The sequence below is a fragment of the Mycobacterium persicum genome, assembly GCF_002086675.1.
Taxonomy (GTDB): domain Bacteria; phylum Actinomycetota; class Actinomycetes; order Mycobacteriales; family Mycobacteriaceae; genus Mycobacterium; species Mycobacterium persicum.
Window position 1 is genome coordinate 1 of the sequence record NZ_MVIF01000106.1, and the last position, 19,392, is coordinate 19,392.

Annotated in this window: 19 protein-coding genes, 1 tRNA gene and 2 pseudogenes; 11 read left to right on the forward strand and 11 right to left on the reverse strand. The window is 65.5% G+C overall.

Annotation, left to right across the window (positions count from 1 at the left end; all coding sequences use genetic code 11):
• From BST40_RS23425 to BST40_RS23435, 3 genes are all read right to left on the reverse strand, one after another.
• A partial coding sequence (locus BST40_RS23425) for a WXG100 family type VII secretion target (protein WP_208618927.1) occupies window positions 1-170 on the reverse strand: 170 nt, incomplete at its 3' end.
• 159 nt (window positions 171-329) lie between these two features.
• Window positions 330-1,511 carry a PPE family protein gene (locus BST40_RS23430; RefSeq protein ID WP_075545786.1) on the reverse strand — a complete coding sequence of 394 codons (1,182 nt, stop codon included), beginning with the start codon at window positions 1,509-1,511 and terminating at the stop codon, window positions 330-332.
• A gap of 62 nt (window positions 1,512-1,573) precedes the next feature.
• Window positions 1,574-2,398 carry a PPE family protein, SVP subgroup gene (locus BST40_RS23435; protein WP_075545785.1) on the reverse strand — a complete coding sequence of 275 codons (825 nt, stop codon included), beginning with the start codon at window positions 2,396-2,398 and terminating at the stop codon, window positions 1,574-1,576.
• A 358-nt stretch (window positions 2,399-2,756) separates the two neighbouring features.
• Here BST40_RS23435 and BST40_RS23440 point away from each other — a divergent pair.
• The 5 genes and pseudogenes from BST40_RS23440 (at window position 2,757) to BST40_RS23460 (ending at window position 6,884) form a co-directional block, all read left to right on the forward strand.
• Window positions 2,757-2,830, forward strand: a tRNA-Leu gene (locus tag BST40_RS23440).
• Window positions 2,831-3,082: 252 nt separating this feature from the next.
• Window positions 3,083-3,729: pseudogene (locus BST40_RS23445) on the forward strand (LLM class flavin-dependent oxidoreductase).
• A gap of 9 nt (window positions 3,730-3,738) precedes the next feature.
• Window positions 3,739-4,881, forward strand: a complete 1,143-nt coding sequence (locus BST40_RS23450) for a sulfotransferase family protein (protein ID WP_241780171.1) — start codon at window positions 3,739-3,741, stop codon at window positions 4,879-4,881.
• Window positions 4,871-6,229 (forward strand): hypothetical protein, encoded by a 1,359-nt coding sequence (locus BST40_RS23455; protein WP_083155850.1) that lies wholly within the window; start codon window positions 4,871-4,873, stop codon window positions 6,227-6,229. The genes BST40_RS23450 and BST40_RS23455 overlap by 11 nt, the downstream gene beginning before the upstream one ends.
• 169 nt (window positions 6,230-6,398) lie before the next feature.
• Window positions 6,399-6,884 carry a hypothetical protein gene (locus tag BST40_RS23460; protein ID WP_122526502.1) on the forward strand — a complete coding sequence of 162 codons (486 nt, stop codon included), beginning with the start codon at window positions 6,399-6,401 and terminating at the stop codon, window positions 6,882-6,884.
• Window positions 6,885-6,889: 5 nt separating this feature from the next.
• Here the strand turns inward: BST40_RS23460 and BST40_RS23465 are convergent, their stop codons facing one another.
• The 4 genes from BST40_RS23465 to BST40_RS29640 form a co-directional block, all read right to left on the reverse strand.
• Window positions 6,890-7,990, reverse strand: a complete 1,101-nt coding sequence (locus tag BST40_RS23465; protein ID WP_240316493.1) for a hypothetical protein — start codon at window positions 7,988-7,990, stop codon at window positions 6,890-6,892.
• 165 nt (window positions 7,991-8,155) lie between these two features.
• Complete coding sequence (locus BST40_RS23470; RefSeq protein ID WP_075545782.1) at window positions 8,156-8,608, reverse strand: DUF5709 domain-containing protein; 453 nt, start codon at window positions 8,606-8,608, stop codon at window positions 8,156-8,158.
• A 156-nt stretch (window positions 8,609-8,764) separates the two neighbouring features.
• Entirely contained in the window at window positions 8,765-9,025 is a 261-nt protein-coding gene (locus tag BST40_RS23475; protein WP_075545781.1) for a hypothetical protein, read from the reverse strand.
• A 9-nt stretch (window positions 9,026-9,034) separates the two neighbouring features.
• Complete coding sequence (locus BST40_RS29640; RefSeq protein WP_131808260.1) at window positions 9,035-9,442, reverse strand: hypothetical protein; 408 nt, start codon at window positions 9,440-9,442, stop codon at window positions 9,035-9,037.
• A 414-nt stretch (window positions 9,443-9,856) separates the two neighbouring features.
• Here BST40_RS29640 and BST40_RS23480 point away from each other — a divergent pair, with 414 nt between their 5' ends.
• The 3 genes from BST40_RS23480 to BST40_RS23490 are packed head-to-tail and all read left to right on the forward strand — an operon-like array spanning window position 9,857 to window position 12,813.
• Entirely contained in the window at window positions 9,857-10,339 is a 483-nt protein-coding gene (locus tag BST40_RS23480; RefSeq protein WP_244174463.1) for a hypothetical protein, read from the forward strand.
• Window positions 10,340-10,381: 42 nt separating this feature from the next.
• Window positions 10,382-11,164, forward strand: coding sequence for a hypothetical protein (locus BST40_RS23485; protein WP_162877348.1), 783 nt, complete (start codon window positions 10,382-10,384; stop codon window positions 11,162-11,164).
• Between the two features lie 47 nt (window positions 11,165-11,211).
• The gene (locus BST40_RS23490; protein WP_162877349.1) at window positions 11,212-12,813 is read left to right on the forward strand and encodes an esterase-like activity of phytase family protein; all 1,602 of its coding nucleotides are present in this window, start codon (window positions 11,212-11,214) and stop codon (window positions 12,811-12,813) included.
• Between the two features lie 4 nt (window positions 12,814-12,817).
• Here BST40_RS23490 and BST40_RS23495 read toward each other — a convergent pair whose 3' ends face one another.
• The gene (locus BST40_RS23495) at window positions 12,818-13,330 is read right to left on the reverse strand and encodes a nitroreductase family deazaflavin-dependent oxidoreductase (protein WP_244174465.1); all 513 of its coding nucleotides are present in this window, start codon (window positions 13,328-13,330) and stop codon (window positions 12,818-12,820) included.
• A gap of 72 nt (window positions 13,331-13,402) precedes the next feature.
• Here BST40_RS23495 and BST40_RS23500 point away from each other — a divergent pair, with 72 nt between their 5' ends.
• Genes BST40_RS23500 through BST40_RS23510 form a run of 3 tightly spaced genes read left to right on the forward strand, consistent with a single transcriptional unit; the run spans window position 13,403 to window position 15,221 of the window.
• Window positions 13,403-14,158, forward strand: coding sequence for a dienelactone hydrolase family protein (locus tag BST40_RS23500; RefSeq protein ID WP_083155854.1), 756 nt, complete (start codon window positions 13,403-13,405; stop codon window positions 14,156-14,158).
• A 12-nt stretch (window positions 14,159-14,170) separates the two neighbouring features.
• Window positions 14,171-14,443: a DUF6295 family protein gene (locus BST40_RS23505; RefSeq protein ID WP_083155866.1), complete on the forward strand. Its 273-nt coding sequence runs from the start codon at window positions 14,171-14,173 to the stop codon at window positions 14,441-14,443.
• Window positions 14,444-14,450: 7 nt separating this feature from the next.
• Window positions 14,451-15,221 carry a DUF427 domain-containing protein gene (locus BST40_RS23510; protein ID WP_075545775.1) on the forward strand — a complete coding sequence of 257 codons (771 nt, stop codon included), beginning with the start codon at window positions 14,451-14,453 and terminating at the stop codon, window positions 15,219-15,221.
• Here BST40_RS23510 and BST40_RS23515 read toward each other — a convergent pair.
• The 3 genes and pseudogenes from BST40_RS23515 to BST40_RS23525 all read right to left on the reverse strand — a co-directional run bounded on the left by BST40_RS23515 (window position 15,214) and on the right by BST40_RS23525 (window position 19,083).
• A complete protein-coding gene (locus tag BST40_RS23515; protein ID WP_244174467.1) occupies window positions 15,214-16,527 on the reverse strand; it encodes a cytochrome P450 in 1,314 nt (437 codons plus the stop codon). The genes BST40_RS23510 and BST40_RS23515 overlap by 8 nt on opposite strands.
• Before the next feature lie 201 nt (window positions 16,528-16,728).
• Window positions 16,729-17,916 (reverse strand): annotated as a pseudogene (locus BST40_RS23520) (flavin-containing monooxygenase).
• Between the two features lie 18 nt (window positions 17,917-17,934).
• Window positions 17,935-19,083: a methyltransferase gene (locus tag BST40_RS23525; RefSeq protein WP_083155858.1), complete on the reverse strand. Its 1,149-nt coding sequence runs from the start codon at window positions 19,081-19,083 to the stop codon at window positions 17,935-17,937.
• Window positions 19,084-19,392: the final 309 nt, after the last annotated feature.

Genomic DNA, 19,392 nt, shown 5'->3' on the forward strand with positions numbered 1-19,392 from the left:
ATGGTGTCCAGCGAGGTGGCCTCGGCCAGACCGCTCCAGCCCGCGCCGGAGATGTTCTGCGAGGACGCCCACATCCGGCGGGCCTCGTCCTCAACCGTCTGAGCGTGCATCTCGAAGCGGCCCGCCATCGCCCGCATCGCGTGCGGGTCGGTCATGAAGCGTGCGGTCATGGTTCCTGTCTCCTTGTCTCGCGGTCTGCAGTTTTAAGAGTTCTAGCACGTGATCGGTGCGGTGGTAGCCGCTTCGCGGAACACATTACGGCGCGCCGGTTAATTACCGGCCTCGAACGAGTGACATATCCCCCATTTCTTCGCCGGGTCTTATGGCGGCTACACGACGACCTGTTTGGGCATGACGATCGGCTTGAAGCCGTAGCGCGGCCCGGCGTACGCACCGGCGCCCTTGGCGGCCGCCGCCATTCCGGGCATCCCGGCCATTCCGGAGACCGGTGCGGCTTCCTCCGGGACGCTCCAGCCGCTGCCGGACAACAGGCCGGCGGTGGAAGCCGCCGCAGGTGTGGCGCTCGACCAGCTGGCCGGCACCGACAAGCTGCCGACCAGTGACGCCTCGCCCAGACCGGCCGAGACCGCTCCGGCGCCGGCCGCCGGTGCCACCGATTCCGCCAGCCCCGCGCCCGCAGCGGCGGCCGCGCCGGCGGCACCCTCGACGGCTTCGGCGGCTGCCTCCGTCGGCGCGAGGGCATTGGAGAGAAATATCGCGTTGGGGATCGCGGCCATGACGAACCATGCGGCGGTGTTGATGCCGCCGTTCAATATGTTCGCCACCATCGGAATCGCGAGCAGGTCGTCGATGCTTTGCATGATTCCGGTCAGCCCGGTTGCGTCGGCAACCGAGGTGATCGGGGAGGCCAGGCTCATTACCGCGTTGGGCAAGTCGGTGATCAGGCTGCTCAGACCAACCTGGTTGACCGTGGCAGCCGCAGCGGCCTGACCGACCGCCGCCGACTGGGCGGCCAGCCCACCGGGGCTGGTGCTCTGCGAAGGCGTGGTCAGTGGGTTCAGGGTTCCGCAGCCCGCGGAGGAGGCCGCATAGGCGTACATGGCCATGGCGTCTTGGGCCCACATTTCCATGTAGTGGGCCTCGGTGGCCATGATCGCCGGCGTGTTGATGCCCAGGAAGTTGGTGGCGACGAGCGCCGCCAACAGCGCCCGGTTGGCGGCGATGATCGGCGGCGGTACGGTCGCGGCAAACGCCGCCTCGTATGCCGCCGCGGACGCCATGGCCTGCGCGCCAGCATGCTCCGCCGACGCGCCCGTATAGGTCAACCACGCTATGTAGGGTTGGGCCGCGGCGGCCATCGACAGCGACGCCGGGCCGAGCCACTGCTCGCCGGTCAGCAACGTGACGATCGACTCGATCGAGGCCGCCGTGGTGTTCAATTCGAGGGCCAGGCCGTTCCAGGCCGCCGCGGCGGCCAGCAGCGGGCCGGCACCGGCGCCCGCGTACATGCGTCCGGAGTTGATCTCAGGAGGCAGAGCTGCGAAATCCATTGGTTCCCACCTTTTGAGTTAGTCTCACTCGTTGATTTGTGCAATTGCGCTGTGCGCAGCGCCTATACGCTCACCGGTTTGGGCATGACGATGGGTTTGACGCCGTAGCGCGGCGCACCGAAGCCGGCGCTGTTGCGCGCGGCCGAGGCCAACCCCGGCACGCCCGGGTAGAGCACACCGGGAGCGGCTTGTGGGGCGGCGGCGGTCCAGCCGGCGCCCTGCAGCGCTCCGGCGGTGGTGCTCGAGACCAAGGTGGCCTGTCCGGCCCAGTTGGGCGGCACCGACAAGAGACCGATCGACGACGCCTCGCCGATTCCGGCCGCGACGGAACCTCCACCGAGCGCCGCCTCCGCCGCACCGAGCTCGCCCAGTGCGGCTTCCCCGCCGAGGAAGGAGTCGGCGGCAGCCGCCTCTTCGGCGGGTAGCAGTCCACCGCCTGCCAAACCGAGCAGGTTCGAAGTGGCGGACGCCCAGTTCCCCATCCCGATGTTCATCATGTTGGCGAAGCCGCCGTTGAACGAGTCCGGAATCATCCCGGAGGTGCCATCGATGAGGCCGCCGATGCCCGACGTGAGTCCGGAGAAGGGCGAACCCGCTGCCGCCGAGTTGAGCGACTCGGTGGCACCGTAGGTACCGGCGCTGAACCCCAGGGTGTTGACGAACATGTCGTGCATGGCCGCGGCCTCGGCGCTGACCTGCTGGTAGAGGGTGCCGTATGCGGTGAAGAGGGCCGCTTGCAGCGCCGAAACCTCGTCCAGAGCCGCCGGAGCTATCGCAGTGGTAGGCACGGCGGCGGCCGTGTTCTGTGCGGTCAATGACGTGCCGAGTGCCCCTAGCTGCGTGGCCGCGGCTGTCAGCTCTTCCGGCACTATCTGCAGGAATGACATTGGTGCCTCCTAATGTGAAACATGGCGACCTGTTGACTCCCCGGGTCAACCCTGTGTGTTTGCGTAACGACCCCTGTGTATTGGCGTAACGCTAACCAGCCATGTCCCCACATTCGGCGCTGAAAGGCATAGGGTGACAGACGTTTACGGCCTCTTAACGCCGACGCCGGCAGTTTTAACAAGCTCCTTGCGGGCGATACGGCCATGTCATATGACCCCGATGGGCGCCCCTGTAGTCAGGCACGCGGCGGGCGATCCTACTCAAACTCCGGCCGAGGCGCACGCTAGTGTTTTGCGGGTTCGTATCCAGGAGTGGATGTCTCGTGCCCGGTCGTTCGCGCGCTACATTCGCCGCCTGGCCCCCATAGCCCAATTGGCAGAGGCAGCGGACTTAAAATCCGCACAGTGTCGGTTCGAGTCCGACTGGGGGCACGGGAAAAGGCCTGGTCAGCGGTCTACCGTTGGGTAGCGCCGTCGCTCGGCGGACGAGGAAACCGGCGAAATTCCGGCGCGTGGCGCCGCGGCTGCGCTGTAGCTAGTTGTCGCGGTCGCTGGGATGCTGGCCAGTGACGAGTCGCGTTACATCACCGGGCAACACTCGCCATCGATGCCGGTTCATTCTCAACGGGAACGGCTGTTCCCGCCGTGAGGACGATGCGATGAAGCAACTGATGGGCGGCTGATATGCGGTTCACCTTCTCGGACTCGATGACGCGTTCGGAGTATCTGCCCCGCCTCGTGACGGCGGCGGAATCTGCGGGGTATCACGGGTTCGCCATCCCCGATTCCATCGGCTATCCGCAGCATTCCGATGCTGTATACCCGTATACCGCAGACGGTGACCGTAGCTTCCTCGAGGACAAGGAGTTCATCGAGCCGTTCGTGCTCGCCGCCTACCTCGGAGCGATCACCCGACGCAGCCGCTTCAACACCTTCGCGTGCCGTCGATGAAGGTCTGTCCGGTACCCACTCGCCCCGTTCCGCTGTTGATCGGCGGCCACTCGGAGGCCGCCCTGCGGCGCGCGGCCACCAAAGCCGACGGGTGGATGCACGCGGGCGGTCCGAATGACACGCTGGAGTCGATGCTGGGCAAACTGCGGGCGTTTCGCGCCGAGGCGGGAAAGTCGAACGAGCCCTTCGAGATTCATGCCGCCAGCCCCGACGGCCGCTCGGTTGACGGATGCAAGCGGCTGGAGGACCTGGGTGTCACCGACGTCATCGTGGGTTTCCGAAATCCCTACACCAAGGGTGAAGATCCGCAGCCGCTGGCGGGCAAGGTGGCCAAGCTCGAACGCTTCGCCGACACCGTCATCGCCAAGGTCAACCCCTGAAAGGACGTCGTGAAAAACATCTTCTACTTTGACTGGCGCACCTGGTGGGCGATGGTCCGCCTGGTTCGCTTCGAGCAGGACCCTGCCCGGCGTCGGCGCCAGTACCGCACTCTGTGTGTCGTCGTCCCGGCCATGGCTCTTCTGCACACGGTGACGTTCGCACTCGACCCGATCGTCTTTCCGGCGTTGCGGCGCACCGACATCCGACAGCCCATCTTCGTGGTGGGTCACGCCCGCAGCGGCACCACCTACGTGCACCGGATGCTCGCCAATGATCCCCGGTTCTCCTATGTCCTGCTGTGGGAGATGTTTTTCCCGTCGCTCATTGAGAAGAAGGTGTTGCGGGCGATGTTGCGGTGGGACCAGCGGCTGGGTGGCCGGCTGCGCAGGCGCATCGACGCCCTCGATGAACGGCTTTTCAGCAAGAGCAACCAAGTTCACGAGTCGGGGCTGTTCGCGCCGGAGGAGGACGAGTTCCTGCTGACGATGTCGTGCGCCTCAGGCTATTGGGTGGTGCAGTATCCCCGGGCTCAGCACCTGGACTTCTACTACGTCGACGACCGGTGGCCAGCGCGCAAGCGGCGCCGGGTCATGCAGTTCTACAAAGAGTGTGTGCGCCGCCAACTGGTCCTCAATGGTCCCGGCAAGACGCACCTGTCCAAGGCGCCGGTTCACTGCGGCCGCGTCGAAAGCCTGATCCAAACCTTCCCGGACGCCAAATTCGTTGTGCCGGTGCGCAATCCCTACGAAACGATCCCAAGCCTACTGAAGCTGATGCAGTTTGCCTGGTCGGCCCGTAAGCAATCGGAGCGCGACATGCAGGCGTCGTTCCGGTCGTTCGTGGAGTCGTCGTACCACTACTACCAGCACCCGTTGGACGTGCTCGACGCCCACCCCGAGGTGCCCAGCGTGATCCTGAACTACCGCGACCTGGTGACCGATCCGTCCGGCACGATGCACCGGGTGTACGACAAGCTCGGTCTTGACATGCTCCCAGAGCAAGAGAAGGCGCTCGCGGCCGAGAAGGGGCGTGAGTACCGATCCGGTCACTCCTACAGCCTCGAAGAGTTCGGTCTGGAAGCCGACGCCATCCGCACCCATCTGGCGCCGTTGTTCGATCGGTTTGGTTGGGAGACAAACCATGTCGGATGACCACGCCGCCGCATTGCGCGGTGCCTGGGACGAGATGATCCAGCGGTTGGGCAGGGCGCGAGATGCCCTGGAATCTCCCGAGTTATACGCTCCGCCGCAGTCCGGGCCGCGCGAGCTCGCCGAGGGTTATCGCTATCTGCTCGGCTTCGTGCACTCGGCTGTGGAGCGCGCCTTCTTCGGTGATCCCGCGTTTCCGTACTTCCGCCGCGCCATCGGGGTGCTCGACAAGGCCACCATCGACAATGCCGACGCGATGTACCTCTCGACACCCATCGACGGCCGGTATGAGTACCGGATCACCGGGCAGGTGCCGGACTCGCGCCACTGGCGCGGTGAGCCGCCGGCGCCGTCGGGTGCCATGGCGCCGCAGTACCTCATCGTCGAGGCCCATACCGGCTACGCCGGCGACACCGGCGACCTCGCTGAACTGCAGCCGGGCGTGCGCGGCAACACCGGAAAGCTGGATTCCGCCGAGCTGGCTATCGGGCAGGACGGACGTTTCGACATCCTCCTGGCCCCCGAGCGGCCGTCCGGGTACTCGGGGAATTTCATCTGCACCCAACGCATTTCAACGGGCTCTGGCGTTCAGTATTTCGCGGAGTACGTGACCGTGCGGGCGTTGTATCACGACTGGGAGCGCGAGGAGGCCCCCGAACTGCTGATCCACCGGCTCGACAAGGTCGGTGAACACCCGCCCGCACTGGACCCGGCCACTGCGGCCGAAGCAATGCGCCGCGTCGGCGAGATCGTCGACAACCAGACCCGGTTCTGGAACAAGTTCTACGACGTGGTGCTCGAGGCGCACGGAGATCGCAACGGCGACGGGCTGACCTTCATGCCGCGCAACGGGTTCAACGCCCCGGCCGGTGCGTCACTGGCCACCGGCGGAGGACAGAGCACCAACGTCTATTCCGGCGGGATGTATGACCTGGCCGAGGATGAGGCCCTGCTCATCGACACCGAAGTGTTCGAACCGCCCGCCTACATGGGCTTCCACCTGGCCAACGTCTGGGGCGAATCACACGACTACGCCAACCACGTCAGCAGCCTCAACGGCACCCAGGCCCGCCGCGACGACGACGGGCACTACCGTTACGTCGTCGCCCACCGCGACCCCGGTGTGCCCAACTGGCTGGACACCACCGGGCTACGCCGGGGCTTCATGACCATGCGTTGGACCTATTCCCAGCCGACAGAGCGGCTGCCCGTGGTGACGGCGCGCAAGGTCGTTTTCGACGAGATTGACGATCACCTACCGGCGTCGACACCCAGGTTCTCGCCCGAGGACCGGCGCGAACAAATCCGTGTCCGCCAGGAACACGTCCAACGTCGCTACCGGCAGTACTGAGTGGGCTCCGGGCGCGAACCGCAACGCCGAAGGATCCGGCGCCCGGGAATCCATCGAGGGTCGGCAGAGGGCCTCGACACTGTGCATTGAGGTCCAAAGTCCCTGTACGAGGAGCACCTCGAAGAACGAGCGTTGCTTCATGATGCGTATGAGCTGCATTGTTGCCGCCATGGTTGCGACCGCCGTGAGTACCGCCGCGCCGGCCAGCGCCGACCCGCTGAGCGACCTGACGGGCTTGCTGCCGGCGGGCTACGCCAGCGGCGTATGCAAACCGACCGCTGCTGGGGCGGCACTTGCCGCTGTGAGCTGTGGGGCCAACTCACTGCCCGGCGGCCCGACGGCGGCAACCTATCGGCTGTTCGGCGATGACAAAGCGATGCAAGAGGCTTTCGCGTCCGCCTTGAGTGGTCCGGATTGGACGCCTGCGGCGTGTCCCGGCATGCGGTCGTCGCTTCCCATTCCGCTGACGAAATCCGACGGCACCAGATACGGGTCGGTAGTCTGCGGGCGCGCGAGCACCTTCCTGCAAGACCGAGATGGCGGCATTGCGTGGACGCGAGACGCTGACAAGCTTCTCGGCGTGGCATATGTGGGATATCAGGGCCAGGCGTATCCGGCCGGTCTGTTCGAGTGGGTGCGGGCGCAGCAGACCTAGAGTCCTTATCGCGCCGCCGGCACCCACGCAAAGCTGTCCGCGCCGGTGTCGATCCGGGTAGGGCTGCGGTTGTCGAGATCCGTTACCACCAGCCAGTTACCGGAGGAAGTGTCCAGGTAGGCGACGAAGTCGCCGGCACCCCACACCGGTGCCTGGGCGGCGTTACAGACGCGCCCTCCGCGAGGGGAGTCTTGGCAGATCGACATCACCGCGACGTCGGTGACCGTGGTGCGCGGCAGCGACGAACCCGCGTCGAGGACCTGGATCGTCTTCGACGGATCGGCGGCGCTTCGCCCGGCAGATTGCGTCGTGAACGCCACGGCACCGGAGCCCAAGACCGCGATGTCGCCGTAGTGCGAACCCGGCTTGGTGAACAGCGGAGTGGGTGCGGGCAGCTTCCCGCCGATTTCGGCGGCGGCTGCCACGGAGTAGATGCCGCCAGTGCGGACGGCGAATGAGGGCACGCCCGCGTCCAGCCCGGATGCGTCGCCGTTGGCGAACAGTATTGCCTGGCCGTCCTTGGTGTAAGTCACCGAGGAGGCATTCGTGTCGGTGGCGGCAGGCGTGGATTCACCGCCGACGGCGAGGACGTTGACATCCGCCGGCCGCACGTCGCTGCGTGCCTGAACCCAGGCGATGTGGTGGCCGTCGGGCGCCCACGCGAACCCGGATTCGGCGAACAGCTTCTGTTGTGTGGGTGCGAGCGCACCGGTGTCGGCCGCCGCGACCAGCAGGTAGCCGCCGTCCACCGCCCCACCGGTCGGGTTGTCGACGAAGGCAACCTGTTTTCCGGTCGGTGACCATCGGGGACTGGCGACCATTGGCGGTACGTCGCCGCCGCCCCGCGTAAGGGCGGCTGGGTCCACCAGGCGCCGCGGTCCGCCGACGGGTTCCAGTTGCGGTGACAGGTCGAGTATCCACAGTTCACCGCCATAGTCGGCGGCTGTCGCCTTGCGGACGAATGCCACCTGCGACAGGTCCGGGGCCGGCGCCGGCTGCGCGTCCGCAGGTCCGTCCGTCAACTTCCGGCCGGGGGTACCGGCAGGTTCGCTGACGTAGAGCGACCCCGCCTTGGTGTAGAACAGCGCACCCGGTCGAATGGTCATCGGGGCAGTTGTCCGGGACGTCGGGGCCGGTTTCGCTGGGGTCGGATTCGTCCTGCTCGCCGAATTGCATCCGGCCAAAGCCAGCACGGCCAGCAGCACAGCCCACCGAGCGTCCAGGCGCCGGATGGTGGGCGTCGCCCGACTGTGGGCACCCATGCCGAACGGTTAGTCGCCGTCTTCGATGATGTGCATCGCGGCTTCCTCGGCCGAGGCGGCGCCGCCGCTGATGCCGACGTCCTCGGCGACCAGCTCTGCCTCGGTGTCTTCGCCGAAGCCCAGGTCAGGCGCCACAAGGCGGCCCGCTCGGGCCCGTCCGACCTCGCTGCGCTGCGGAAACTCGGCTTCGCGCTCGGCTTCGTCGGAGCGTTGCCGTTCGTCTTCGTCCAACAACACATCAATTCGCGACGCCGGATCCGGTTCTTCCTCAGCAAGCAGCTGGTCCAGTGTTTCGGAGGGGCCGAAGGCGCCGGGTGCGTACGGACGCTCCGGCGGGGAGTAACCCTCGTCGAGGATGTCGTCGACGCCCCGGTCGATCAGCGTGTCCTCGGGCTGAAGCTGATTGTCGTCTTCGGTGCCGTATTCACCTGCCGCCGGGCCGGCCCAATAGGCATTGCTCACGGTGTCCCTCCTCCAAATCCTGATCGCGCGGAATCGTTCGACTCGCGGGCAATCCACAACTTAGAGCTTTGCGAGCGTTCCACCCTAGGGCCGTTGGGCCTTCATGGGCGGCGACGTTGGGCTCGTCGGCCATACCCGCAGCCGCGAATGAGCTGCCTACTCGACCACCGACCACTTGTCTGAGCTTTCCCATATCCCGCCCTTGCCGGACTCCGAACCTGTGCAACTGCCACCGCGCGTCGAGTGCGCCTCTCCGGGTCCCCCCCGCATCGCCACCGTCCCGTCCAGACTGAAGACATAGGTAACCGGATCCGACGTATCCGTGGTCCAGATGCACGAGCGATCCGCCTCGTCGGGATACCTCTGGTGCGTGGTCTGCGTTCCCGTCAACGTAACCCCGGACAAAGTGCCGGTCACGGTTCCTTCCTACGACAGCACCAGGTACGACGGCTCCATGCTCAGGGTGCAGGTGACCGCGTTGCCGTTGACGTAGCAGTCGTGTACGGCGCCGTAGCGTTGGTCGCCGATACGGAAGTGGTTCATGGGCGGCAGGCCGATGCTGGACGAGGTGGTGCTTGCTGGTCCGTCCTTGCGGCCATCCTCCGGCTTGGCTACCGGCCTACCCGTCGTCGTTGAGTGGCAGCCCGCAAGCCAGAGCGTGACCACCGTCATCGCCGCGACGGCGCCCGGTGTTGCTCTATGTGCAGGTATCTGCATGATTTCCCGATTTCGACGGTGCTGAGTGGTTGCGGCTAGGTGAGCGCTGATTTCGTCGTCGAGGTTGGGGTCGGCGGGACCGGCTTCCCGCCGCCACCGGCACCTCCGTGTCGGCACGCATTGAACGCCTCGACGCACCGTGACGCATCCTCCGGCAGGACATATCGGACCCGTAGAGGCCGATCCTGACGTGGGCATGCAGGCAGTCGCGCAGGTCGCTGGCGCATGTGGGGGAGGGGGCGGGCGATGGGGCAGCCGCGGCCACCCGGACGTCCATAGGTAAGTCTGCTGTGGCAGCGGCAGACCCACGGCCGGCTGTCAATAGGGACTTTGGGCCTCGCAAAGCTGTCCGGGAACGCTGTTCGACTGTTTCGGGTGCTGCCCGCATAGCCACACGCCAACTACCTGCGAACTGAGGTCGGAAGTCCCTATCCGGCGAGCGCCCCAGCGAACGAGGGTGCCCTTATGATCCGGCATCGCGCGCATCGTTTCCGCTCTCGTCGTCACCGTGTGTCGCCGTGGCGTTGTTGGTTGCTGGCCGGGCTGGGCATGACGGTGATCTCGGTCGCGCCGGCGGTTGCCGCCCCGCCCGGGGACGACAACCCGCCGCGGGATGACCTCGACCGCTATCCGCTCGCGGCCGGGCTCTACGAAGGTGTTTACGGCAGCCTCACGCCACAGACGCCCAACTTCTGGGGGTACTGGCTCTACTTCAAAACAGCCGGGGGATGGTCGTGCGGTCTAGCCCCCAACGGCGGCCCGATCGGCTGCGACATGGTGCCCGCCGACGCGCCGCCGGGCACCAACCAGACCTACGCCGATGCCGCTCATCCGGCCGCATACCGCCAGTCGAGCACTTCGACCTTCACCCGCGACGTCCCCGTGCTTCCCGCCGGTCAGCGGCTGCAGAGCCTCGGTGCCACGTGCGCCGTCACCGACACCGGCGCGGTGCAGTGCGAGACGGAAGGCAGTCACGGCTTCATCCTGACCGCCGGCCACGGCGTGCTGTGGTAGCTGCGCGCCGCGGTTGCGGCACCGGCCATAAACTGAGCCTTCGTGGGAATGCTCTTTGGTTTCGCGCCGTGGATCGTTTACTGGGTGCTGGTCGGCAATGTCCCGTTCGAGATCGCCGTTGCGGTCGCGCTGTTGATCGCGCTGGCGGTGTTCGCGGTCGAGCGGGCCACCGACAAGCCCGGCCGAACGATTGAAATCGCTGCTGTCGCAACGTTTTCGGTACTTGCGGTGCTGACCTTTGCGCTCAGCGAGCCGGCCATGGCGCGGTGGATACAGCCGCTGAGCAACGCGGGGATCTTGCTCGGCGCGCTGGCCGGCCTGCTGATCGGCAAACCGTTCGTCCGCGAGTTCGCCGCAGCCGAACAACCGCCCGATGTGGTCAAGACCGAGCTGTTCGACAGGATGACCGTGAGGTTGACCTGGTTGTGGGTCGCCGCGTTTGCCGGTATGACGCTGTCATCGGCGATCCCGCCGGTCGTGCTGCGCGACGCTACGATCCTCGACACGAAGACGCCGCTGTCGTTCCTCTGTTACTGGGTCGTCCCGTTTTCGCTGTTGGGTCTGGCGTCTCTGGCGTCTCGGCTCCTGTCCGACCGGATGCTTGCCGGGGTGGGCGATGCCGTCCGGGAAACCTCCTTCGTCGCCTACGACGAAGCCACCATCGATGAGCTGTATTACCTTGCCCAGGAGCACGCCAATCGCGAAGTCGGCCCAGGTAAGGAGGCCTACAACGTCAAAGTCGGAGGGATGGGCACGCCGCTGACGGGCGACGAGTCGCGCAAGTCATGGCCCTCGACCTACAAGGTCCGCGACAAGAAGCACTAGCAAATGTCGGCTCCCGTTACCCGCGCGACAACTTCTCCTGCTAAATCATGCCCATGGCGAATACGACGAGATGGTGGGTTGCGACGGTAGCGGTATCGACAGCGCTGACGGCCTGCTCGTCGAGCACGTCCGACTTCAGGGGGGCGCATCCGGGCAAGGTGGACCTGAGCACCAAGGCCGGAACCGTTCTCACGATCACCCCCGACCGGATGCTGGCCGCCACCGGTGGCCTGACACCCGTGGCCTTCGGCACGCCCGCGCACGGCAAGCTGGCATACGCCGAAAACGGGGCAATGACCTATACCCCCGATGCCGGCTTCACCGGTACCGACGAACTCGCCGTTACCGTCAGTCGCGCCGTCAAGACCTACGCCGAGAATCAGCTGCCGCTGGTCACCATGGGCGGTGTCGCCATCAAGGCCAGCGCGCACGGGTCCGCGATCGCCGCGGTGCCCGGCGATTCCGACGAAATCTACGGCCTCACCGACCGCGGCCCCAACGTCGCCGGGCGTGCCCCGAACGAAAAGGTGTTCCCGGTACCGGATTTCCAGCCGCATATCGCCAAGCTCAAGCTGACCGACGGCGTGGCCACAGTCGAGCGGACTATCGCACTGCGCGGTCCGGACGGGTCACCGCTGGTCGGGCTAGTCGACCGGCAGGCGAATACCGGTGAGTCGGCGGTGGACCTCAACGGCACGCCGCTGCAACCTTCGGACTACGGAGTCGACCCCGAGGGCCTGGTCGCCACACTCGACGGCAATTTCTGGGTGTCCGACGAGTATGGCCCCTACCTCATCCACTTCGACGCCAATGGCAAAGAGCTGGAACGTCTTTCACCGTTTGACACCACATTGCCCAAGGAGTTGTCGCTGCGCAGCCCCAATCACGGAATGGAAGGACTGACCATCAGCCCCGACGGCACGATGCTGGCCGGGATCATGCAGTCGGCGTTGCAGACGCCGGGGCTGCAAGGCCCGGCGAAATCGGTGCCGCTCGCCCGTATCGTGACCGTCAACGTCGTCGACCCCCAAATCGTCCACGAGTATCTGTATCCGCTGGCCAATCCGCAGGACACCGACGTCTCGGTATCGGAGATCACGGCGCTGAGCGCCACCACCTTCCTGGTCGTCGAGCGGGACAGCAAGCCTGCGCCCAATGCGAACAAGAAGATCTACGCGGTGGACATTGCCGGGGCCACCGACGTCGGCCCCCGCTCGACGGTGCCCGGTGCGTCGTATCAGCCCGACGCTGGCGGCCTGCTCGTCAACGGTGTTCCTATTGAGACCGCCGTCGGAGTCAGTACCGATACGGACGCCGTCGCCAAGCTCAGGGCCGTCGGGATCACCGTCGCCGCCAAGACGCTGAAGCTCGACCTTGAAGCTCTGTTGCGAACCCTGTCGGCCAACGGTGATTTCTACGGGCACGACAAGATCGAAGGCCTCATCACCCCAGACGGCGGTAAGACACTCGTCATCGCCAACGACAGCGATTTCGGACTGGCCGGCCTGGCTTCGGCGACCCCGCCGATGCGGCTGCGGCCCAAGATCCTTCCCAATGGGACGGAGGACAACGGCGAGATCCTGGTCGTCGACACGACAGCGCTGCCGGCGAAGACCGAATCGGTGACGATCGCGATCAAAGTTCGCTGAACGTTCAGCCGGTCAGCGGCCGCAGCCGAAACACCCTGATCTGTCGCGGAGCGCACTTGGTTCGATAGCGCTCGTAGCCGGCGTAGAAGTCGGTCGCGATGGCCCATGCCCGGGCGCGCTCGTCGCCGGTGAGCAACTCGGCCCGGTATCGCCTGGGCGGTCCCTTGAACTCGACGGTGCATTCGGGGTGCGCCAGCAGGTTGGCGCTCCACCCGGGATGGTTGGCCCGCCCGTAGTTGGAGCCGATCGCCAAAAGCCCGTCGGAGTCTTCGAGAAACGTCAACGGCTGGGTGCGCGGCTTGCCGGACTTGGCGCCGGTCGAGGTGAGCAGACCGACCTTGTCCCAGCCGACCGAACTCAGCCGGCCATTGGTGCGTGGGATCAGTGTTTTGTCGATCCGCGGCGCGACATGGAGGACGAACAGCGTCCCCACCGGGCTGATCAAAGCGCGTTCCATCAGCGCCTCATCGAGCCGCAACCGCCGCCCGCGAATCGGGCTTTCCCGCCTCAGTGCCACGGCTCGACGGTACTCGATAGGTTGGACGGGCGCGGGCGAGAAGTGGCTGCGCCAGAGACAAGGAGTGTCGCGATGAACACTGTCGGTCCGGATGCGATTCGCGCGGAGACGATCACGATCACCGGGCACCGCGGCGATGAGATCGAGGCCTACCGGGCCATGCCGCTCGCCGAGGGGTCACGCGGCGGCATCGTCTGGATCCACCACATGCCGGGCTACGACCGCGAGACCAAGGAGTTCGTCCGGCGGCTCGCGGTCAACGGTTACCACACCGTGGCGCCCAACCTCTATTCCCGCGAGGCCCCGGGCGCCGAACCGGACGATGCCGCCGCCGCGGCCCGGGCAGCCGGCGGTGTCCCCGACGAACGGCTGGTCGGCGACGTCGCCGGCGCGGTGGAACACCTGCGCTCGCTGCCCGGGGCAAACGGCAAATTCGGCGTCATCGGGCACTGTTCGGGCGGGCGGCACGCCTACCTGGCGGCATGTTCGCTGCCGTTCGACGCCGCCGTGGACTGCTACGGCGCGTTCATCGTCGAGGACCCACCGGAGGGGATGCCCAAGACCATGAAACCCATCCTGTACCTGGCGGCCAACCTGAGCTGCCCGCTGCTGGGGTTGTTCGGGGTCGAGGACCGGTTCCCGGCGCCCGCCGGGGTGGCCGCACTGGATGCCGAGCTGACCAAGCTGGGCAAGTCGCACTCGTTCACCTCCTACGAGGGCGCGGGTCATGCGTTCTTTTCCGTCGACCGGCCGGCATACCGCCCGGAGGCGGCGCTGGACGGTTGGCGACGCATCGACGAATTTTTCGCTACCCACCTGAAAGGCTAGGTGTCCGAACGCATGTGCACTTATCTGACCGAACACCTGGCGATCGACGGCAGCGCCAAGGGCGCGACCGGGTGGTTCGACGCCAGTCGGGCCACGGTATATGTCGATCATCCGGTGCATGCCCGCTACGGCCACACGGTGAACATCGATGTGCTCAATCCGGAGCTCGGCCCGTCCGCTCGGGTCGCGCTCGAACTCACCGAGGAAAGCGCGCTGGCGTTGGCCGACGCAATCCGCACGGCGATCGCCCACGCGCCGGCCGGCCTGGCGTCCAAGGACCAGTAGGGAACAGATGGTCAGCGAGCACGACTACCCGCAGCTGGCGGCCGCCCGCGGACGCATCGAGCCGGCGCCGCGCCGCGTCCGCGGCTTTCTTGACGGCGAATTGGTCTTCGACACCACAGCGGCCCGCTATGTGTGGGAATTGCCTTACTACCCAACGTATTACGTGCCGATCGTCGATGTCCGCAGGGAATTCCTGCGCGACGAGGACCACCCTCAAGAAGTTCAGTTCGGTCCGTCGCGGTTGTATTCGTTGGTTGGCGCAAATCGGACCCACCCGTCGGCCGCGCGGGTATTCGACGCCGACGGCGACGGTCCGCTCGCGGGCACGGTGCGCTTCGACTGGGACCCGCTGCGGTGGTTCGAAGAGGACGAGCAAATCCATGGCCACCCGCGCAATCCGTACACCCGCGTGGACGCGCTGCGCTCGCACCGCCACGTCCGGGTGGAGCTGGACGGCGTCGAACTCGCCGACACCCGCGCGCCGGTGCTGGTGTTCGAAACCGGTTTGCCGACCCGCTACTACGTCGACCCCACCGACGTCGCCTTCGAACACCTGGAACCCAGCTCGACGCGGACGCTGTGCCCGTACAAGGGAACGACATCGGGCTACTGGTCGGTGCGGGTCGGCGACACGGTGCACCCTGACCTGGCGTGGACCTACCAGTACCCGCTGCCGGCCGTCGCCGCCATCGCCGGCATGGTGGCGTTTTACAACGAAAAGCTCGACATCCTTGTCGACGGTGTCGTGCTACCACGGGCGCGCACGCACTTCAGCTAACTGCCGGGTGCCCGGGCCAGGCCCCGGCGCCGCCGGTCACCACGAGCTTGATTTCGCGTCGGGGAATCACCGCGATGCCCCGCGGTATCGATCGGGGCGGGCTTCTGCGTCGTTCGCGGCGCGGCATGATCAGCGCCACGGTGCGCATCATCGTTCCGATCGCAATTGCCAGTTCATCATGGGCGAACGCGGCTCCAAGGCAGCGCCGGTGCCCGCCGCCGAACGGCAAGTACGCGAACGGGGTCGGCTTGCTGTCGAAGAAACGATCGGGATTGAACCGATACGGATCGTGCCACAGGTCATGACTGAAATGTATTGCAGGTATTGCAATTCCGACGGTATCGCCGGCGCTGAATTGCATTCTGCCAACCGATCGCGGTTCGACGAGCGTGCGCAATATGATCGGCACCGCCGGATGCATCCGCAAAGTTTCCTTGATCACTGCGGACAGATACGGCAATCTCGGCATCTCGTGCGGCGCCGGATCGGTGGACAACTCCTCGGCCAGCCGGGCAAGCACGTCGGTGTCGCGATGAAGGTGATAGAGCGCCCACGCCAGGGCGGCAGCGGTGGTGTCATGCCCAGCGATCATCATGGTCCGCAGCTGCTGTTGCAGGTCCTGATCGTTAACCGGAGCGCTTTCGCTCTCGGTTTCGTGTAACAGCTGGCTCAGGACGGAACCGTTTGTGGCACAGGGACATCGGCGGTCATGCTCCAGCTGGGCGGAAACCAGGGTCTCAAACTGCGTTCGCAGGCGCTCCAGTCGAGCCCAAGGCCCCAGGCCGGCAAGGTTTCTGCGCAGGGCCGGCAACAGCATCAGCGGGGCGGTGTTTGCGTTCATCAGCTCGGTGACCACGTGGGCGAATTCGTCGGCGCGATCGTGGCGTAGGCCGAGAACGGTTTCGATGATGATCCTCAGGGTGAGCTTCCTGGCCGTGCGGTGCAATGGGACTCGGTCACCTGGGCGCCAGTCGGTTATCTCGGTGAGTACCGCTGTCGCCATCGTGTCGGCCCGTCGCCGCATGGGAGCACCCTGAAAAGCGGGCGAGAGCAGGCGGCGCTGGCAGCCGTGCTGCTCACCCGAGGTCAAGATGACGGAATTCGGCCCGACGATCGACTCGATGGGATTGGGGGTCGGCGCGCACAAGGCCTCACGCGGCATGGTCAGAATCCGCCTGGAGTCCTCGGCGGTGGTGAAAAAATGTACTCGGCCAAGTCCTGGGAAGATCACGACGAACGGGTCAGGCCGGTCGCTCTGCCGGCGAAAGTAGGTTTCCGGATCGAGCCCGGCGCGAACCGATCGCAGCCCGGTCGCAAGACCTACCGTCGGCGAAGCCGGCCATGCCGACCCTCGTCCCTCCGGCGGCAACCTCATGTCTTGCAATACGAATCAGCAAATTAATTAGTTCACTAAATTATAGTGCGCGCATGTTGAATAATCCCGGTACACAAGAAAGTACGAAGTGAGTTCACTGTGCTGTTGAGCACCGTGCGGCTATGCACTAGATCAGTGGACTCGATACGAGGCGGAACTTTCCAGTTCCGCTGCGACGCGCTTGGCAACGTGCTTGGACTGCTTGGCAACAAAGCCGAGCAGCCCAGGACGCGACTAGAAGCCGATGAAGCGTAGGCCCGTATCGGCCGGCGTCACACCCGCCGTCCTCGGTAGACCGCGTTCGTCGAGTACTCCGAGGTGCCCGACCATGGGCTCCAAGCCATGCAGATAGCCCGTCGCGCAGATCACCGCATCGGGTTGCAGCCGTTGGCCATTGGCCAGCCAAACGCTGGCACCGTCGAATCGTTCGATCGTCGGGACCACCTCGAACGAACCGTCGCGGATCGCCTGGATCACTTCCTTGTCGACGATCGCCGGTGCCCGCCCGAGTCTGATCCCTCGGGCGAACACGCCCTCGGCGGGCACCGGTAATCCAAATGCGGAGAGATCGCCGATGGTCAGCCGACGTCCAAATGCCGCCAACCTGTCGGCGAGCCAAACCGGCGCGTGGAAAAGCGGTGTCGCGATGAGATCGGCCGGCAGTCCGCCCGGCAACGAACGAAGCATGATGTTGGGCGTGGTACGCACCGCCAGCCAGGCTTTTGCCGCTCCACCGGTAGCCACATCGTGGACAATCTCCATCGCCGAGGAGCCGGCCCCCACCACCAGGACGCGCTTACCTTGGTACGGTGCGGGATTGCGGTAAGCCGCCGAATGAAGCTACTGCCCGGCAAAACCGTCGATGCCTGGCCACCGGGGAATTCGGGGGGTGTGTTCGTACCCCGTCGCGATGACCACTTGCTGGCAATCAATAGTCCCGGCTGTGGTGCGTAGCCACCAGCCGTTGTGGCGGCGGTCGATTCGGCATACCTCGGTGTTGAGCCGCAACTCAATGTCGGCTTCGCAGGCATGCCGCTCAAGATGGTCGACGACTTGGTCGCGGGTCGGAAAGACAGGCGTGTTCCTGAGATAGGGGCGGTCGGGTAGATGCGAAAACTGCTTGCAGGTATTGAGTTTCAGCCTGTCGTAGCGTCCTCGCCAGGATGAGCCGACAGCATCGGATCGATCGACAAGCAGCGGGCGTAAGCCGCAGTCGCGCAAGCTCAGCGCCATCGACACGCCGGCCGGGCCTGCCCCGACGACGACGACCGGACGTTCCACTGCGCCGGTCACGACGAGCCCGGGTGGATTTCCTTGCATGCCTTGGTCACTCAACTTTCAATCGGTGGTTGGCAGCCGGCCAGGTTTGAAACCGAACACCGTCGAGGTAGGACCGATGAGGTGGCGGACCTTGACTCGGGTGAAACCACCGGCGCGAAGCATGTCCGCGCATGCACGGGAGGACGACTCGTAGCCCTCGCGCGATTCCAGCATGATGTTGAGGCTGGACAGCAGGCTCTGGTAGTTGTGTCGTCGGCCGGGTCTGATCATCGCGTCGTAGACGATCACGGCGCCGCCCGGCGGGGTCGCGGTGTACGCCTTGGCCACCAACTCCTGGCGAATCTGGTGATTTCGTCCGTGGAACACATGACCGAAAGAGATCACGTCAGCGCTGGGCAGTGACACTTCAAGGAAGTCGCCCGCACTGAAATGCAGTCTGTCGTGGAGCCCGAATGACGTTACATACTCTTCGAACACCGGTCGCACCGCCGGTAAGTCGAATCCGATGCCACGTAAATGCCGATGACTCAATGCGATTCGGACCGGCAGCGCGCCCTGTGCGCAACCGATGTCGGCGAAAGTGCGGAAGCGCTGCCACGGAAACCGCGCTGCCAGCAGCGTCGCCTCTCCGGTCGAGATGCCGGTCATTCCGGCCAGAAAACCCCTCAGCGCCAGCGGGTCACGGTACATCATTGAAAAGAATTCGTTGTCCCCGCGTTCCTCTTCCGCCCCGGGCCGACCGGTGCGCAGCAGGTCGTCGAGGCCTGACCATAGGTCGTACAAACGCTTGCTTGACAGTTCCATCAGTCCACCCACATAACTCGACTTGGCCCGATCGAGGAACATGGCGCTGCGTGCTGTGTTGGCATACCGCCCGGCCCTGTCGCGTCGCAGCAGTCCGGCGGCGACCAAGGCGTCGAGAGCGGTACCCGCGGCGCGCGGATGCCAGCCCAGGACGTCGGCCAATTCCCGCTCGGCCATCGGTCCGTGAGCCACCTCGGTGAACACCCCGGATTCCACCGCCGAAAGGATCAGCCGCGACGACCAAAACGACATCCCCATCGCCACGATGTCTTGCGGACCTCCGAACCGGCGCAATAGTGGCCCCAGGATTGGATTTTGGAAGGCCCGCATCATGAGCCGCTCGCGTCGGATGTCGGGTGTGCGGTCACGAGCTGGAACGGTGGAAGCCGCATCGAGCACCATCGCGTCGCGACCCCTTCCGATTGTGTTGGGAAGCTGGGTATGTGGAATGAAACGGAGGCGGACGCCTGATGGTTCAATCGATCGACATCCTCACGCGGCAGGTCACCAGCGGCGGCGGGAACGTACTGCGGGCGGGCCGGCGACCCTGCCGGCCAAGAGGTTCGGATGTTCTTGGCTCGGCCGACACCGACCGATCACCTAGCGCGTCGGTCGCTGGTTCGGTGTGCCCTAGCCTCGGGCTTTCGCGCCGGTTGATCTTGATGGTGTGTCTTGAACGAAGAATGGTGCTCTGAGCAGGGATAATCCGGT